General features: G+C 66.2%; 15 protein-coding genes. 14 read left to right on the top strand and 1 reads right to left on the bottom strand.

Annotated features, from left to right (window positions below; all coding sequences use genetic code 11):
• Positions 1-170 precede the first annotated feature (170 nt).
• The 14 genes from rpsA to ACPEEZ_RS07340 all read left to right on the top strand — a co-directional run bounded on the left by rpsA (position 171) and on the right by ACPEEZ_RS07340 (position 16,943).
• Positions 171-1,616, top strand: a complete 1,446-nt coding sequence (gene rpsA, locus ACPEEZ_RS07405; RefSeq protein WP_423924112.1) for a 30S ribosomal protein S1 — start codon at positions 171-173, stop codon at positions 1,614-1,616.
• A gap of 60 nt (positions 1,617-1,676) precedes the next feature.
• A complete protein-coding gene (gene coaE, locus ACPEEZ_RS07400; protein ID WP_423924111.1) occupies positions 1,677-2,354 on the top strand; it encodes a dephospho-CoA kinase in 678 nt (225 codons plus the stop codon).
• Positions 2,355-2,364: 10 nt separating this feature from the next.
• A complete protein-coding gene (gene uvrB, locus ACPEEZ_RS07395; RefSeq protein ID WP_423924110.1) occupies positions 2,365-4,431 on the top strand; it encodes an excinuclease ABC subunit UvrB in 2,067 nt (688 codons plus the stop codon).
• On the top strand, positions 4,421-5,323 hold the full coding sequence (locus tag ACPEEZ_RS07390; RefSeq protein WP_423924109.1) for an SDR family NAD(P)-dependent oxidoreductase: 903 nt from the start codon (positions 4,421-4,423) through the stop codon (positions 5,321-5,323). The genes uvrB and ACPEEZ_RS07390 overlap by 11 nt, the downstream gene beginning before the upstream one ends.
• 74 nt (positions 5,324-5,397) lie before the next feature.
• The gene (gene uvrA, locus ACPEEZ_RS07385) at positions 5,398-8,349 is read left to right on the top strand and encodes an excinuclease ABC subunit UvrA (protein ID WP_423924108.1); all 2,952 of its coding nucleotides are present in this window, start codon (positions 5,398-5,400) and stop codon (positions 8,347-8,349) included.
• Positions 8,346-10,262, top strand: coding sequence for an excinuclease ABC subunit UvrC (gene uvrC / locus ACPEEZ_RS07380; RefSeq protein WP_423924107.1), 1,917 nt, complete (start codon positions 8,346-8,348; stop codon positions 10,260-10,262). Before uvrA ends, uvrC begins: the two co-directional genes overlap by 4 nt.
• A 42-nt stretch (positions 10,263-10,304) precedes the next feature.
• A complete protein-coding gene (gene rapZ / locus ACPEEZ_RS07375; protein WP_423924106.1) occupies positions 10,305-11,186 on the top strand; it encodes an RNase adapter RapZ in 882 nt (293 codons plus the stop codon).
• A gap of 88 nt (positions 11,187-11,274) precedes the next feature.
• Complete coding sequence (gene whiA / locus ACPEEZ_RS07370) at positions 11,275-12,255, top strand: DNA-binding protein WhiA (RefSeq protein WP_423924105.1); 981 nt, start codon at positions 11,275-11,277, stop codon at positions 12,253-12,255.
• Between the two features lie 156 nt (positions 12,256-12,411).
• On the top strand, positions 12,412-13,032 hold the full coding sequence (locus ACPEEZ_RS07365) for a superoxide dismutase (RefSeq protein WP_423924104.1): 621 nt from the start codon (positions 12,412-12,414) through the stop codon (positions 13,030-13,032).
• 173 nt (positions 13,033-13,205) lie between these two features.
• Positions 13,206-14,210 carry a type I glyceraldehyde-3-phosphate dehydrogenase gene (gene gap / locus ACPEEZ_RS07360; protein ID WP_423924103.1) on the top strand — a complete coding sequence of 335 codons (1,005 nt, stop codon included), beginning with the start codon at positions 13,206-13,208 and terminating at the stop codon, positions 14,208-14,210.
• A gap of 29 nt (positions 14,211-14,239) precedes the next feature.
• Complete coding sequence (locus tag ACPEEZ_RS07355) at positions 14,240-15,451, top strand: phosphoglycerate kinase (protein ID WP_423924102.1); 1,212 nt, start codon at positions 14,240-14,242, stop codon at positions 15,449-15,451.
• The gene (gene tpiA, locus ACPEEZ_RS07350) at positions 15,445-16,233 is read left to right on the top strand and encodes a triose-phosphate isomerase (RefSeq protein WP_423924101.1); all 789 of its coding nucleotides are present in this window, start codon (positions 15,445-15,447) and stop codon (positions 16,231-16,233) included. Before ACPEEZ_RS07355 ends, tpiA begins: the two co-directional genes overlap by 7 nt.
• 102 nt (positions 16,234-16,335) lie before the next feature.
• On the top strand, positions 16,336-16,587 hold the full coding sequence (secG, locus tag ACPEEZ_RS07345) for a preprotein translocase subunit SecG (protein WP_423924100.1): 252 nt from the start codon (positions 16,336-16,338) through the stop codon (positions 16,585-16,587).
• The gene (locus ACPEEZ_RS07340) at positions 16,587-16,943 is read left to right on the top strand and encodes an RNA polymerase-binding protein RbpA (protein WP_423924099.1); all 357 of its coding nucleotides are present in this window, start codon (positions 16,587-16,589) and stop codon (positions 16,941-16,943) included. Before secG ends, ACPEEZ_RS07340 begins: the two co-directional genes overlap by 1 nt.
• Before the next feature lie 87 nt (positions 16,944-17,030).
• On the opposite strand, the gene pgl is transcribed toward ACPEEZ_RS07340, so the two are convergent.
• A complete protein-coding gene (gene pgl, locus ACPEEZ_RS07335; RefSeq protein ID WP_423924098.1) occupies positions 17,031-17,801 on the bottom strand; it encodes a 6-phosphogluconolactonase in 771 nt (256 codons plus the stop codon).
• Between the last annotated feature and the right edge of the window lie 13 nt (positions 17,802-17,814).

The raw sequence follows: 17,814 nt of genomic DNA, 5'->3' as shown, positions 1-17,814 counted from the left end.
ACGCGCCGCGCCGCAGCACGGTGACCGTTGCTGCCCGTCCGCCCCGGCGCTATGATCGGTAAGCGCTATCTGCGTCAATCTGTCCGCACGCCGCGGTCGACATCCCCGTCAGAACACCGTTCTACGAACGTCCGTGGCCCGATTCATGCCCGTACTGGAGCACTAACTACATGACAACCGTAACGACCAAGGCACCCAAGCAGGTCGCCATCAACGACATCGGATCCGCTGATGACTTCCTGGCCGCGGTCGAGAAGACACTGAAGTTCTTCAACGACGGAGACCTCATCGAGGGCACCGTCGTCAAGATCGACCGCGACGAGGTCCTCCTCGACGTCGGTTACAAGACCGAGGGTGTCATCCCCTCCCGCGAACTCTCCATCAAGCACGACGTCGACCCGGCCGAGGTCGTCGAGGTCGGCGACACGGTCGAGGCCCTCGTTCTCCAGAAGGAGGACAAGGAAGGTCGTCTGATCCTGTCCAAGAAGCGGGCTCAGTACGAGCGCGCTTGGGGCGATGTCGAGAAGATCAAGGACGCCGACGGCGTCGTCACCGGCACCGTCATCGAGGTCGTCAAGGGTGGCCTCATCGTCGACATCGGCCTGCGTGGCTTCCTGCCCGCCTCGCTCATCGAGCTCCGTCGTGTCCGCGACCTCACGCCCTACCTGGGCCAGGAGATCGAGGCCAAGATCCTCGAGCTCGACAAGAACCGCAACAACGTCGTCCTGTCGCGCCGTGCGCTGCTCGAGCAGACGCAGTCCGAGAGCCGCACCACCTTCCTCAACAACCTCCACAAGGGCCAGGTCCGCAAGGGCGTCGTGTCGTCGATCGTCAACTTCGGTGCGTTCGTCGACCTCGGTGGCGTCGACGGTCTCGTCCACGTCTCCGAGCTCAGCTGGAAGCACATCGAGCACGCCAGCGAGGTCGTCGAGGTCGGCCAGGAGGTCACCGTCGAGATCCTCGAGGTCGACCTCGACCGTGAGCGTGTCTCGCTGTCGCTCAAGGCGACGCAGGAAGACCCGTGGCAGGTGTTCGCTCGGACGCACGCCATCGGTCAGGTCGCGCCCGGCAAGGTCACGAAGCTCGTCCCCTTCGGTGCGTTCGTGCGCGTCGCGGACGGCATCGAGGGCCTCGTGCACATCTCCGAGCTGTCGGCGAAGCACGTGGAGCTGGCCGAGCAGGTCGTCGCCGTCGGCGACGAGGTGTTCGTCAAGGTCATCGACATCGATCTCGACCGTCGCCGCATCTCGCTGAGCCTCAAGCAGGCCAACGAGGGTGTGGACCCCGAGGGCACCGAGTTCGATCCGGCGCTCTACGGCATGCTCACGGAGTACGACGACCAGGGCAACTACAAGTACCCCGAGGGCTTCGACCCCGAGACCAACGAGTGGCGCGAGGGCTTCGAGACCCAGCGCGAGAAGTGGGAGCAGGACTACGCTGCCGCCCAGGCTCGCTGGGAAGCTCACAAGAAGCAGGTCGCCGCTTCGCTCGTCGAAGAGACCACCTTCGACGTGCCGTCCGGTTCGACGTTCTCGAGCGAGACGGCTGGCGCCGGCACGCTCGCGGACGACGAGTCGCTCGCCGCTCTGCGTGAGAAGCTGTCGAACAACAACTGAGTCTCGACTCCACCGGATGGCGGCTCCCCTCGGGGGGCCGCCATCCGGCGTTAAACGCCGATGATCCCCAGCGGATACTCTCGACCCGTGTTCGTATGTGGATTGACGGGCGGCATAGCCGCGGGCAAGAGCGTCGTCGCGAGACGGATGGCGGAGCGAGGCGCGGCCGTCATCGACGCCGATCGCCTCGCCCGCGAGGTGGTCGAGCCGGGGACTCCTGGGCTGAACGCCATCGAGTCCCGATTCGGGTCCGGCGTCATCGAACCTGACGGCTCCCTCGATCGCGCGGCGCTGGGTCGTATCGTCTTCTCCGACGAGGGCGCCCGACGTGACCTGGAGTCGATCACGCACCCCGCCGTTCGCGAGCTCTCGCAGCGGCGCATGCGCGAGGCCGTCGTGGGCGCTCCCGAGCGCGTCGTCGTCTACGACGTGCCCCTTCTCGCCGAGGCTCGCGGGGCGGGGGAGTTCGACGTCATCGTGGTCGTCCACGCTCCCTCGGACGTCCGGATCTCCCGACTCATGGCCCTTCGGGGCATGACCGAGAAGGAGGCGCGGGGCCGGGTGTCCGCCCAGGCCAGCGACGAGGAGCGACTCGCTCTCGCCGACGCCGTCATCGACTCCTCGGGCGTCCTCGAAGACACTCTTCACCAGGCCGACGCGGTGTACGAGACCCTGCGTTCGCTCGCAGCGGCGAAAGCCTCGGCCGACTCCGGGCCGAGTGTCAGTGGTGCCTCGTAAACTCGACCACATGGAACCAACTCGCAGCGTCCGCCCCTTCGAAGTCGTGAGCGAGTACCAGCCCAGCGGCGACCAGCCGGCCGCGATCGCCGAGTTGGCCGGTCGCATCAATGCCGGTGAGACGGACGTCGTCCTGCTCGGTGCCACGGGTACAGGCAAGTCCGCGACGACCGCCTGGCTCGTCGAGCAGGTGCAGCGACCCACTCTTGTCCTGGCGCACAACAAGACGCTGGCCGCTCAACTCGCGAACGAGTTCCGCGAGCTCTTCCCGAACAACGCGGTCGAGTACTTCGTCTCGTACTACGACTACTACCAGCCCGAGGCGTACGTGCCGCAGACGGACACGTTCATCGAGAAGGACAGCTCCATCAACGCCGAGGTCGAGCGACTCCGACACTCGACGACCAACTCCCTCCTGAGCCGCCGCGACGTCATCGTCGTGTCGACCGTCTCCTGCATCTACGGCCTCGGGACACCCGAGGGCTATCTCGAGGCCATGATCGCGTTGCAGGTCGGTATGAAGATCGACCGTGAGACTCTCATCCGCCGATTCGTCTCGATGCAGTATCAGCGCAACGACATCGACTTCTCCCGGGGGAACTTCCGTGTCCGGGGCGACACCATCGAGATCATCCCGATGTACGAAGAACTGGCGATCCGCATCGAGATGTTCGGTGACGAGATCGAAGCGCTCTATGCGCTGCACCCGCTCACCGGCGACGTTGTCAAGACGATGGACGCCGTCTCGGTGTTCCCGGGGTCGCATTACGTGGCGGGCACCGATGTCATGCATCGCGCCATCGGCACGATCAAGGCCGAGCTGGCCGATCGTCTGGCAGAGCTCGACAAGCAGGGCAAGCTCCTCGAGTCGCAGCGCCTCCGAATGCGCACCACCTTCGACCTCGAGATGATGGAGCAGATCGGCTTCTGCAACGGCATCGAGAACTACTCGGCACACATCGACGGGCGGTCCCCGGGCGAGGCGCCGCATTGCCTGCTCGACTACTTCGCCGACGACTTCCTCGTCGTCATCGACGAGTCCCACGTCACCGTGCCGCAGATCGGCGCCATGTACGAGGGTGACGCGTCCCGCAAGCGCACCCTCGTCGACCACGGATTCCGCCTTCCGAGTGCACTCGACAACCGGCCCCTCAAGTTCGAGGAGTTCCTGAACCGCGTCGGGCAGAAGGTCTATCTCTCGGCCACACCGGGCAAGTACGAGCTCGGTATCACCGACTCCGTCGTGGAGCAGATCATCCGCCCGACAGGCCTGGTCGACCCCGAGATCGTCGTCAAGCCGTCCGAGGGGCAGATCGACGATCTCCTCGAAGAGATCCGACTGCGCGTCGATCGAGACGAGCGCGTGCTCGTGACGACGCTCACGAAGAAGATGGCCGAAGAGCTCACCGACTTCCTCACCGAGGCGGGTGTGCGCGTGCGGTATCTGCATTCCGACGTCGACACGCTGCGACGCGTCGAGCTCCTCACCGAGCTGCGTCAGGGTGTCTACGACGTCCTCGTCGGCATCAACCTGCTGCGGGAGGGGCTCGACCTGCCCGAAGTGTCGCTGGTCGCCATCCTCGACGCCGACAAGGAAGGGTTCCTGCGATCCTCGACGTCGCTCATCCAGACGATCGGTCGAGCGGCGCGAAACGTGTCGGGGCAGGTTCACATGTACGCGGACGTCATGACCGACTCGATGAAGCAGGCCCTCGAAGAGACCGACCGCCGTCGAGAGAAGCAGGTCGCCTACAACCTCGAGCGAGGTATCGACCCGCAGCCGCTCCGCAAGAAGATCGCCGACATCACCGAGGTTCTGGCCCGAGAGGGCGCAGACACGGCCAAACTGCTCGAGGGCCGGCAGGGGTCCAAGCGGTCGCCTACTCCGAACCTCCGTCGGGAGGGTCTCGCCGCAGGCGCCGCCAATGGGCTGGAGTCGATCATCGCCGACTTGAACGAGCAAATGCTCCAAGCCGCCGCAGAGCTGAAATTCGAACTGGCCGGTCGTCTGCGCGACGAGGTCGCCGACCTGAAGAAGGATCTTCGCAGCATGGAGGCCGCCGGGCATGTCCGCTGAGTCCCGTCGCGTGGTCGTCACCGGTGCCACGGGAGGGCTGGGGTTCTTCGCGGCAGAGCGTCTGGCCGGAGAAGGCCACCGGGTCGTGCTCGCAGCACGCGATGCCGGCCGGGCAGTCCAGGCCGCCGACACGATCCGAGATCGCCATCCGCACGCCGACCTCGAGACGGTCGATCTCGATCTCGCCGACCTGTCCTCGATCGAATCCGGTGCCGCCGCCATCTCGGCGGGGGGCCCGGTCGACGTCCTGCTCGCGAACGCCGGTGTCGTGGGGGCTCGGCGACGGGGGACGACGACCGACGGATTCGAGCTCCAATTCGGCACGAACCACCTGGGACACTTCGCCCTGGTCGCACACCTCCTGCCGGCGCTCGATGCGGCCCAGGCCGGCCGGGTCGTCCATCTCGGCAGCATCAGTCACCGTTTCGTTCGGCTCGACCTCGACGACCCGATGATGGTGTCGAGCTATTCCGGTGCCGTGGCGTACGCACGGTCGAAACTCGCCGTCATGACGTTCGGCTTCGATCTCGACCGCCGGCTCCGACAGCGTGACTCCAGCGTCGCGAGCATCGTCGCCCATCCCGGGTACGCGATGCAGGCGTTGACCGAACCTCGTCCTCCCGTGGTCGAGCCCCACCGCCCGCCGGCCATCATCCTGTCCGCACTCCATACGTTCGCCCAGGGCAAGGAGGTCGGCATCGAACCGCTCGTCCACGCTGCCGTGGGCGCCGATGTCTCCGGTGGGGAATACTGGGGCCCGGCAGGGTGGTTCCAGCTCACCGGCGAGGCAGCTCGGGTTCCGGCCAAGAAACACGCACGGGACGCGTCGGTCGCCGAGCGTCTCTGGACACTGTCGGCCGAGCTCACCGGCGTCGACCCCCTCGCCCCCTGAACGACCGATCCGAACTCGACGTCTCAGCGACGGCCCATCGACCTCGCTGGGCCAATGTCAGTGGTCTCCATAGAATGGTAAGAGTGACAATTTCACCCGTTGAAGGCATGCCCACGCTGAGCGTTCGCGGTGCCCGCGTCCACAACCTCCACGACGTCGATCTCGAGATCCCGCGCGATTCACTCGTCGTCTTCACCGGCCTGTCGGGGTCGGGCAAGTCCTCGTTGGCGTTCGACACCATCTTCGCGGAGGGGCAACGACGGTACGTCGAATCGCTCTCGGCCTATGCGCGTCAGTTCCTGGGGCAGGTCGATCGACCCGACGTCGACTTCATCGAGGGTCTCAGCCCGGCGGTCTCCATCGATCAGAAGTCGACCAACCGCAATCCGCGGTCCACGGTCGGCACGATCACCGAGATCTACGACTACATGCGACTGCTGTGGGCTCGAATCGGCATCCCGCACTGCCCCATCTGCGGGGAGACGATCAGCAAACAGACCGTCCAGCAGATCGCCGACCAGTTGATGACGCTCGAGAACGGCATCCGCTTCCAGGTCCTCAGCCCGGTCGTGTCGCAGAAGAAGGGCGAGTTCGTCGATCTGTTCGCCGAACTGGCGTCGTCGGGTTATTCTCGCGCGATCGTCGACGGCGAGCAGATCCAGCTCAGCTCGCCCCCGAAGCTGAAGAAGCAGGTCAAGCACGACATCTCGGTCGTCGTCGACCGCCTCGTCGCGTCGGATGAGGGCCTCACCCGCCTGACCGACTCGCTCGAGACAGCCCTCCGCCTCACCGACGGACTCGTGACCATCGACTTCGTGGACGAGACCGGTGCCGCCAAGTACCGCACATTCTCCGAGAAGCTGTCCTGCCCCAACAACCACCCGCTTCAGCTGACCGAGATCGAGCCGCGCACCTTCTCGTTCAACGCCCCCTTCGGTGCCTGCCCCGAATGCTCGGGGCTCGGCACCAAGATGTCGGTCGACTCCGATCTCCTTCTCGGCGACCCCGAGCTCAGTCTCGCCGACGGCGTCATCCTGCCCTGGACGAACTCCGGTAAGGGCCTCTACAACTACTTCCAGAAGCTGCTCGAGGGCCTCGCCCTCGACCTGGACTTCAGCCTGAAGACTCCGTGGGGCGACCTCTCGGACGAGGTCCGCCGGGCCGTCCTCGAAGGCAACGACTTCGAGGTGACCGTCAAGTGGCGCAACCGCTTCGGTCGCGAGATGAAGTACTCGACCGGCTTCGAAGGCGTCATGCCCTACATCGAGCGCAAGTACGCGGAGGCCGAGTCCGACTCGCAGCGACAGCGCTATGCCGCCTATCTGCGTGAGATCCCCTGTGTGGTGTGCAAGGGCAAGCGCCTCAAGCCCGAGGTGCTGGCGGTGATGGTCGACGGGCACAGCATCGCCGACGTGTCCGAGCTCAGTCTGAGCGACGCGTTCGGCTTCATGAACGAGTTGACGCTCACCACCCGCGAGGCGCGCATCGCCGCCCAAGTGCTGCGCGAGATCCGGGTCCGGCTCGAGTTCCTGCTCGAGGTCGGCCTGACCTACCTCACCCTCGCCCGCGCCGCGGGGTCCCTGTCGGGCGGCGAGGCGCAGCGCATCCGGCTGGCCACCCAGATCGGCTCCGGCCTGACGGGTGTCCTCTACGTTCTCGACGAGCCGTCCATCGGGCTCCACCAGCGTGATAATCGACGTCTCATCGACACGCTCGTCAAGCTGAAGAACCTCGGCAACACCCTGATCGTCGTCGAGCACGACGAGGACACGATCCGCACGGCCGACTGGATCGTCGACATCGGTCCGGGCGCGGGTGTCAACGGTGGCAAAGTCGTCCACTCGGGCAGCTACGCCGACCTGTTGTCGAACACCGAGTCGTACACGGGTGACTACCTGTCCGGACGCCGTTCCATCGAGACGCCGACGTCCCGACGACCGATCGACAAGAAGCGCATGATCTCGGTCGTCGGCGCCAAGGCCAACAACCTCCGCGACGTGACGGTCGATTTCCCGCTCGGCCTGTTCGTCGCCGTGACCGGGGTGAGCGGCTCGGGCAAATCGTCCCTGGTCAACGACATCCTGTACAAGGTCCTGGCCAACCAGTTGAACGGGGCGCGCCAGATCCCGGGCAAGCACACCAGGGTGACCGGGCTCGACAACCTCGACAAGGTCGTGCACGTCGACCAGGCACCCATCGGTCGCACCCCGCGTTCGAACCCGGCCACCTACACGGGTGTGTTCGACCGCATCCGCAACCTCTTCGCCGAGACGGTAGAGGCGAAGTCGCGCGGCTATCTCCCCGGCCGCTTCAGCTTCAACGTCAAGGGCGGCCGCTGCGAGAACTGCGCCGGTGACGGCACCATCAAGATCGAGATGAACTTCCTGCCCGATGTCTACGTCGCGTGCGAGGTGTGCGGCGGCGCTCGCTACAACCGCGACACGTTGGCCGTCCACTACAAGGGCAAGAACATCTCCGAGGTCCTCGACATGCCGATCAGCGAGGCGGCCGAGTTCTTCGAGCCCATCTCCGCGATCTCGCGCTATATGAAAACCCTGGTCGAGGTCGGCCTGGGCTACGTCCGACTCGGCCAGAGCGCCACGACGCTGAGCGGCGGCGAGGCGCAGCGCGTCAAGCTCGCCACCGAACTCCAGCGCCGTTCCAACGGGCGCAGCATCTACGTCCTCGACGAACCGACCACAGGCCTTCACTTCGAAGACGTGCGCAAGCTCCTCCTCGTCTTGAACGGCCTCGTCGAGAAGGGCAACACGGTGATCACGATCGAGCACAACCTCGACGTGATCAAGTCGGCCGACTGGCTCATCGACATGGGTCCCGAGGGTGGCGCCGGCGGCGGTACCGTCCTCGCCGTCGGTACTCCCGAGCACCTGGCCACCGTGCCCGAGAGTCACACCGGGGTGTTCCTCCGCGAGATCCTTGAGTCGGGGCACGGGGGTGCCAGTCTGGCCACCGCTCCGAAGAAGACCAGCAAGCCCCGTCGCCGGGAGGCTGTCGAGGCGCGATGAGCGACACCGTCTCCTGGCGGCCGAAGGCGAGCGAAATCCCCACCGATCCCGGCGTCTACCGATGGCGCGACGAACGCGGTCGGGTCCTGTACGTGGGCAAGGCCAAGAACCTTCGGGCCCGCCTCAGCAACTACTTCGCGCCGCTCCCGTCCCTTCATGAGAGGACGCGGCGCATGGTGTTGACCGCGCGCTCCGTCGAGTGGACGGTCGTGGGCAGCGACATCCAGGCATTGCAGCTCGAATACACGTGGATCAAAGAATTCGACCCGCCGTTCAACGTCAAGTTCCGTGACGACAAGACCTATCCGTTCATGGCGATCACTCTCGCCGATGAGGCGCCTCGGGTGATGGTGACGCGCAACCCTCGCATCAAGGGTGCCAAGTACTTCGGGCCCTATCCGAAGATCTGGGCTGTGCACGACACCATCGATCTGATGATCAAGGTCTTCCCCATCCGGACGTGTAGCGACAGCAGCTACAAGAAGGCGATGCAGACCGGCAAGCCCTGCTTCCCCGGTCAGATCGGCCGGTGCGGTGGGCCGTGCTCGGGCAGGGTCAGCATCGAGCGGCACCGCGAGATCGTGGATGAGTTCGTCCGCTTCATGGGGAGCTACGACCGCAAGGTCATCACCGACCTGCAGAAGTCGATGAAGACGGCCGCGATCGAGCAGCGCTACGAGGACGCCGCGACGTACCGCGACCAGGTCCAGGCCCTCGAAGCCGTCCTCGACAAGTCCGCCGTCGTCCTGCGTGACAGTGTCGACCTGGATCTCTACGCCCTCGCCGAAGACGAACTGGCGGCCGCCGTTCAGCAGTTCACCGTCCGCGGCGGTCGCATCCGCGGTTCGCGGGTGTGGGTCGTCGACAAGGAGATCGACATCACGACCGGCGAGCTCGTCGAACAGGTCGTCCAGGGCGTCTACGGCGCGGGTGCCGAGCTGCCGCGCGAGATCGTCGTGACGGCCATTCCCGACGACAACGACGCCCTCCAGGACGTCCTCACGGGTATCCGCGGTCGGGGCCGCGTGCAGGTACACACCGCCCAGCGGGGCGACAAGGCGGCTCTCATGCAGACGGCCACGCTGAACGCCCAGCAGTCGTTGATGCTCTACAAGACGCGACGGAGCGCCGACTTCGCGACCCGGTCCACGGCTCTCGCGGACATCCAGGAGGCACTGGGCATGGGGGACGCACCGCTCCGCATGGAGTGCTACGACGTCTCCCACCTCTCCGGCACGAACATCGTCGCTTCCATGGTCGTCTTCGAGGACGGCCTGCCGCGCAAAGACCAATACCGCCGGTTCAGCATTCCGCAGTCGACCGACGACACGGAGTCCATCTACCAGACGCTGAGTCGGCGTCTCGCCCGCCTCGATGACGAGCTCGCGCCCGTCGACGAGGTGGGGGAGCAGCGCAAGCGCTTCGCCTATCGCCCGAACCTCCTCATCGTCGACGGCGGTCAACCGCAGGTCGCGGCCGCGAAGCGAGCCCTCGACGACGCGGGCGTGACCGACATCGCCCTCTGCGGCATCGCGAAGCGCCTAGAAGAGATCTGGCTGCCCGACGACGACTTCCCAGTCATCCTGCCCAGGAACTCGGACGCGCTCTTCCTCATCCAACGCATCCGTGACGAGGCGCACCGTTTCGCGATCACGTTCCAGCGACAACGTCGGAAGCGCGACATCGCGACTCAGCTCAGCGAGATCCCAGGGCTCGGGCCGTCGCGGGTCGCCGTCCTCCTCAAGCATTTCGGTTCCGTGAAGCGCCTGAAGGCGGCCGATCCGTCCGAGATCTCCTCCGTCAAGGGCATCGGCCCGACGCTGGCGGCCGCCATCGTGGACAAGCTCGGACAGGCCACCGTGCCCGACGACGACGGGGCAGGGCCTCACGAACCGGCAACCTCGACCGCCTAGAATCGCAACCACCACCGGCACCGAGCGAAGGTCACCGTCATCATGAGCGACGCCCCCGAACAGCAGGAGGTCCTGATCGTCACCGGCATGTCCGGTGCTGGTCGATCGACCGTCGGCAATGCCCTCGAAGACCTCGGGTGGTACGTCGTCGACAACCTCCCCGCCCAGATGCTCCGCCCGCTGCTCGATCTCGCCGAGCGAGCCGGCGACTCGCTTCCGAAGATCGCGGCCGTCGTCGACGTGCGCGGCGGGCGTCTCTTCTCCGAAGCGCAGGAGGCAGTGCGAACGCTCCGAGACCTGATGCCCAGCAAGGTGCGCGTCCTGTACCTCGACGCGACCGATGCAGCCCTGGTGCGGCGTTTCGAGCAGGTCCGGCGCCCGCACCCCTTGCAGGGGGATGGAACGCTCCTCGACGGCATCCTCGCGGAGCGCGCCCGTATGGAGGAGCTCCGGGAGACCAGCGACATCGTCATCGACACCTCGGAGTTGAACATCCACCAACTCGCGACGACGATCACCGAGACGTTCGCCGAGTCCGAACGGGCCGGCGTGAACGTGACGGTGCTCAGCTTCGGTTTCAAGTACGGCCTTCCAGCCGACGCGGACATGGTCGGCGACGCACGGTTCCTCCCGAACCCGTTCTGGGTCCCCGAGCTGCGCTCCCAGACGGGTCTCGACAGCGCCGTCAGTTCGTACGTGATGGCTCAACGGGGCGCCCGGGACTTCGTCGAGGCCTTCGGGCGGGCGTTGGAGCCCGTCCTCGACGGCTACCAGCGCGAGAACAAGAGACACGCTACGATCGCCGTTGGCTGTACGGGCGGTAAGCACCGATCGGTGACCCTCGTCGGCGAACTCGCGGCGCATCTCCGTGACCTGCCGGGTGTGGCCGTCAGCGTGAAGCATCGCGACCTCGGGCGCGAATGACCCGTCGTCGGTGACGAGCACGTCCCCGCTCGCATCGGGCCGGGACTCGACGTGCTCCACCCCACGACCTGAGAAAAGGAACACAGGATTGGCTCAGACTGCCGACGTCAAAGAAGAACTCGCCCAGGTCGACGTGAGTCGCACCACGGTGCGTGCCGCGGAAGTCGCGACCATCCTGCGCTTCGCAGGGGGTCTGCACGTGATCTCGGGTCGCATCGCCGTCGAGGCTGAGCTCGACAGCCCCACGATCGCGCGCCGGGTCCGGAAGGACCTCGCCGAGCTCTACGGCGCCCGGAGCGATGTGTCGATGGTCGGAGCCTCGGGTTCCCGGCGCACGGCGCACTATCTGGTGCGCGTGCACGAGGCAGGGGAGACCCTCGCCCGCCAGACGGGCCTGATGGACGCGAGGCGTCGCCCGGTCCGTGGCCTTCCCAATCGCCTGACCACCGGCAGTCGTGACGATCTCGCGGCCATCTGGCGCGGCGCCTTCCTGGCCCAGGGCTCGCTCACCGACCCCGGGCGCTCGGCGTCACTCGAGGTGGTGTGCCCCGGCAACGAGTCGGCCATGGCCCTCGTGGGGGCGGCTGGGCGTCTCGGCATCTCGGCGAAGGCCAGGGAGGTCCGGGGCATCCACCGCGTCCTGGTCCGTGACGGCGAGGCGATCAGCGCCATGCTCGCCGCGATGGGGGCACACCGCAGCGTCAGCGAGTGGGAGGAGATGCGCCAGCGCCGCGAGGTCCGAGCGACCGCCAACCGCCTCGTCAACTTCGACGACGCCAACCTCCGCCGATCCGCTCAGGCCGCCGTCGCCGCCTGCGCCCGGGTCGAGCGCGCCATGGAGATCCTGGGCGACGACATCCCCGACCACCTGAAGTACGCGGGGGATCTGCGTCTCGCCCACCGTGATGCCAGCCTCGACGAGCTCGGCCACCACGCCGACCCACCCATGACGAAGGACGCCGTCGCCGGTCGTATCCGACGACTGCTCGCGATGGCCGACAAGAAGGCCACGGACACCGGCGTACCGGGGACGGACGCCAACCTGCCCGCCGATCTCGAACTGGACTGACACGCTGCGGGTGGTGCTGCGCGACGCAGCGGGTAAAGGCCTCCTGAACGACTCCGTCATGTTCGGTCGGGTCTTCCCGCTGCTCACTAGACTGCGGAGGTGAGTCGGTCGTCGTCGTTCCACGTCCGACGAATCGCGATCGCAAGGAGCATCAAGATGGCTGAGTACACCCTTCCCGACCTCCCCTACGACTACAGCGCCCTCGCCCCGCACATCAGCGCGACGATCATGGAGCTGCACCACTCCAAGCACCACAACACCTACGTCACCGGCGCCAACACCGCCAACGCCGCACTCGCCGAGGCCCGCGACAAGGGCGACCTCGCGAACGTCAACAAGCTCGAGAAGGACCTCGCCTTCAACCTCGGCGGCCACGTCAACCACTCGATCTTCTGGACCAACCTCACCCCCGAGACCGGCGAACCCACCGGCGACCTCCTCGAGGCCATCGGCCGCGACTTCGGCGACCTCGACAAGTTCAAGGCCCACTTCACCGCCACCGCCCTCGGCGTGCAGGGCTCGGGCTGGTCCGTCCTGGCCTACGACGTCATCGGGCAGCGCCTGAGCGTCTTCCAGCTCTTCGACCAGCAGGGCAACGTGCCCTTCGGCCTCGTCCCGCTGCTCATGCTCGACGTCTGGGAGCACGCCTACTACCTCGACTACCAGAACGTCCGCGCCGACTACGTCAAGGCCTTCTGGAACATCGTCAACTGGGACAACGTCGCCCAGCGCTACGCCGCCGCCACCACCAAGACCCAGGGGCTACTGACCTTCTAGGTCGCCTCGATCCGCCCCGACAGCCGGGGGAATCCGCCTCAGAGAACACGGGCGGCCGACTGCTACTGTCATAAGCGGAAAACGCCGGGATTCCCTTGAGTCCCGGCCTTTCACGGGCTTGGTCGCCCACGCCCTCCACGCGTCTCCCCGACGCCTGATCAACAGGAGTTCCATTGACCGTCAAGATCGGCATCAACGGCTTCGGCCGAATCGGCCGTAACTACTTCCGTGCGGCACTCGCCAAGGGAAGCGACCTCGAGATCGTCGCCGTCAACGACCTCACCGACAACGCGGCGCTCGCGCACCTCCTCAAGTACGACTCGATCACGGGCCGACTGAACGCGACGGTCGAGCTCGACGGTGACTCCATCGTCGTCGACGGCAAGCCGATCAAGGTCCTCGCCGAGCGCGACCCGGCCAACCTCCCGTGGGCCGAGCTGGGTGTCGACATCGTCATCGAGTCGACGGGCTTCTTCACCAAGGCCGAGGACGCCAAGAAGCACATCACGGCCGGCGCCAAGAAGGTGCTGATCTCGGCTCCCGCCACGGGCGATGACGTCACGATCGTCCTCGGCGTCAACGAGAACACGTACGACCCCGCCAACCACCACATCATCTCGAACGCGTCGTGCACCACGAACAGCCTCGCACCGCTGATGAAGGTCTTTATGGACAACTTCGGCGTCGAACGCGGTCTCATGACCACGGTGCACGCCTACACGGCCGACCAGAACCTGCAGGACGGCCCGCACAAGGACCCGCGTCGTGCTCGCGCGGCCGCCATCAACATCGTCCCCACCTCGACGGGTGCGGCCAAGGCCATCGGCCTCGTCATCCCCGAGCTCTCGGGCAAGCTCGATGGCTACGCCCTCCGTGTCCCGGTGCCCACCGGCTCGATCACGGATGTCACGCTCGAGACCTCGACTCCCGTCACGGTCGAGCAGATCAACGCGGCGTACAAGGCCGCATCCGAGGGCGACCTCAAGGGCATCCTGCTCTACAGCGAGGACCCGCTCGTCTCCAGCGACATCCAGAGCGACCCCCACTCCTCGATCTACGACGCCGGCCTGACCAAGGTCATCGGCAACCTCGTGAAGATCACGTCGTGGTACGACAACGAGTGGGGCTACTCGAACCGGCTCGTCGACCTGACCGAGTACGTCGCCGACCGTCTCTGACGACGACGCGCTGAGAACGTAAGAACGACATGACCCTGCGCACCCTCGAGTCCCTCGGCTCGCTCGCCGGTAAGCGTGTGATCGTCCGCTGTGATCTGAACGTCCCGTTGAAAGACGGCGTGATCACCGACGACGGCCGCATCCGCGCCTCCTTGGGCACTCTCGACAACCTGATCAACCAAGGCGCGCGTGTCGTCGTGATCTCCCACCTCGGGCGACCCGACGGCACCATCACACCCGAGTTCAGCCTCCGCCCCGTCGCCCAGCGACTGAGCGAGCTCCTCGGCAAGAGCGTCGGCTTCTCGTCCGAGACGGTCGGAGACGCGGCGTCCGCCGCCGTCGACGCCCTGGCGGACGGACAGATCACGGTCCTCGAGAACCTGAGGTTCAACGCCGCCGAGACATCGAAGGACGAGGGGGAGCGCAGGGCATTCGCCGCTGCGCTGGCCGAATTCGGAGACGCCTTCGTCTCCGACGGCTTCGGAGTCGTCCACCGAAAGCAGGCGAGCGTCTACGAACTGGCCTCGCTCCTGCCCAGCGCCGCGGGCCTTCTCATCGCCGCCGAGCTCGACGTCCTCGACAAGCTCACCGAGACACCCGAGCGGCCCTACACGGTCGTGCTCGGCGGCTCGAAGGTGTCTGACAAGCTCGGTGTCATCGAACACCTGCTGCCCCGGGTGGACAACCTCCTCATCGGTGGCGGAATGCTGTTCACGTTCCTCGCCGCACAGGGCCACGCCGTCGGCAAAAGCCTGCTCGAGACGGACCAACTCGATCGCGTCAAGGGCTATATCGCCGATGCCGAGAGCCGCGGGGTCACTCTCGTGCTCCCCGTCGACGTCGTGGTCGCCGACTCCTTCTCCGCCGACGCCGACCACCTCGTGGTAGGAGCCGACGGCATCGAGTCTTCCCGTCTGGGCGACACCGCCATCGGGCTCGACATCGGCCCCGAGACAGCCGACCGTTTCGCCGAGATCATCGGGCGTTCGTCGACGGTCTTCTGGAACGGCCCGATGGGTGTCTTCGAGTTCCCGACCTTCGCGCAGGGCACACGGACCGTGGCCGAAGCGCTGACCCGGGTCTCCGGCCTGGGCGTCGTCGGTGGGGGAGACTCCGCTGCTGCCGTCCGCAAGCTCGGATTCACGGACGACCAGTTCGGCCACATCTCGACGGGTGGAGGCGCCAGCCTCGAATTCCTCGAGGGCAAGAAGCTCCCCGGACTGGAGGTCCTCGGATGGTAAACACCCGCACACCGCTCATCGCCGGCAACTGGAAGATGAACCTCGACCACCTGCAGTCGATCGCCTTCGTCCAGAAGCTCGCTTGGAGCCTCAAGGACGCGAAGCACGACTACACCGCCGTCGAGGCTGCCGTCTTCCCGCCCTTCACCGACATCCGTTCGGTGCAGACCCTGCTCGACGCCGACAAGCTCGAGCTCGGTCTCGGCGCGCAAGACCTTTCGGCAGCCGACTCCGGTGCGTATACCGGCGAGGTGTCGGGTGCGTTCCTCTCGAAGCTGGACGTCCGCTACGTCCTCGTCGGCCACTCCGAGCGTCGCACGATGCACGCCGAGGACGACTCGGTGGTGGCCGCCAAGGTCGCGGCCGCGCACCGTCACGGCCTCGTTCCGGTGATCTGCGTCGGTGAAACCGCCGACGACCTCGAGAAGCACGGTGCAAGCGCCGTGCCCGTGGCCCAGTTGCACGCCGCCCTCGCCGAGGTACCCTCCTCAGCCGAGATCGTCGTCGCCTACGAGCCGGTCTGGGCCATCGGCTCCGGTCAAGCCGCGACGGCTGAACAGGCGGAGCAGGTCTGCGCCGCCCTCCGCAGCGCACTCGTCGAGATCGTCGGGGTCGATGCCGCCGCCGCGACGCGCATCCTCTACGGGGGCAGTGTGAAGGCGGCCAACATCGCGTCGTTCATGCGCGAGCCCAACGTCGACGGCGCTCTGGTCGGAGGAGCGAGCCTCGACATCGACGAGTTCGCCAGCATCGTGCGGTTCCCGCACCATGTCGGTACCTGACGCGTTCAGAAGCGACAGCACACACTCGGCTCTCCGGGTCGAGTCGCGCGGGCCCATGCCCGTTATACTCGTTAGCGGTCTTACCGCATCGAAAGGTTATCCGTGGACATACTCCAGGTCATCCTGCAGGTCTTGCTCGGCATCACGAGCCTCCTGTTGACCCTTCTCATCCTCCTGCACCGCGGCCGCGGTGGCGGTCTCTCCGACATGTTCGGGGGTGGCGTCACGAGCAACCTCGGTGCATCGGGTGTCGCGGAGCGCAACCTGAATCGCATCACGGTATTCCTCGGCCTCGTCTGGATCACATGCATCGTGGTCCTCGGGCTCATCACCAAATTCTCGGCGGGTGCCTGATGGCCGCGGGCGGTAGCGCCATCCGCGGTTCCCGCGTCGGAGCCGGCCCGATGGGCGAACAGGATCGTGGCTTCCACGCCGAGCGGATCACCATCTCGTACTGGGATGCCCTCGGCAACGAGGTCGTCCGGCACTTCGCCGCGAATGTGCCCGATGACGAGATCCCCGAGACGGTCGACTCGCCGTCGACGGGTCTGCCTGCTGGCCGCGACAAGAACAACCCCCCGACGGTCGCCAAGCTCGAGCCTTACAAGACGCACCTCGCGTACGTCAAAGAGCGTCGCAGCGAAGAAGAGGCAGCCCAGCTGCTCGAAGAGGCACTCCAGCAGCTTCGCGTCCGTCGCGGCAAAGCCTGACATCACGTCGCACGGGTCATGACGAAACCCCCGCAGCCACCGGCTGCGGGGGTTTCGTCATGCGGGCGCTCAGCACCCGTCGTCGTCTCAGTAGGTCGAGGCGATCAGGTTCTCGGGTACTTCGGCCGCAGCGTCGCTGTCAACGAAGAAGACTGTCCGCTTACGCCCCTTGACGCCCGCCACCGGCACCTGGTCAGCACCGGCGCCGGCGAGGGCCAGACCGAGGGACGACGCCTTCTCGGCGCCGGCGAGGATGGTCCAGACGCGCTGAGAGTTGTTGATGACGGGAAGACTCAACGTCAGACGGACGGGCGGGGGCTTGGGGGAGTCCGAGACGGTCAAGACGGTCGGTGCCGCCGTCAAGACCTGCGGTTTGTCGGGGAACAGCGAGGCGATGTGCCCGTCCGGACCGACGCCGAGGAGCGTGATGTCGAAGCGAGGAGCATCGTCGTCTCCCTGAGCATTCTCGAGCAGCTCAGCGCTGTACGCAGCGGCGGCCTCCTCGACCGTGGCGTAGTCACCGACGGCACCGAAGCGGTGAATGTTCTCGGGCAGGACGCCGATGTGGTCGAGCAGGTCGATGCCGGCCTGACGGTCGTTCCGATCCGCGTCGTTTGCCTCGACCCAGCGCTCGTCGGCCCACCAGAACGACACCTTGGACCAATCGACGCTGTCACGCGCCGCCGAAGCGTTGATGGCCGCGAGCACGAGGGTGCTCACCGAGCCTCCACTGACGACGATCGACGCGTAGTTCTGCTCCTCGAGCACATCGATGATCTTGGTGATGAATCGGGCCGCCACGGAGGCGCCCAGCGATTGCTTGTCCGGGTGAACCAGCACCCGTCGTTCGTTCGTCACGTTGTCTCTGCCT

It is taken from the genome of Frigoribacterium sp. 2-23, assembly GCF_049601585.1.
Lineage (GTDB): Bacteria > Actinomycetota > Actinomycetes > Actinomycetales > Microbacteriaceae > Frigoribacterium.
Note: the sequence above shows the minus strand (reverse complement) of the source record. Positions and strands in the feature narration are given on the sequence as shown.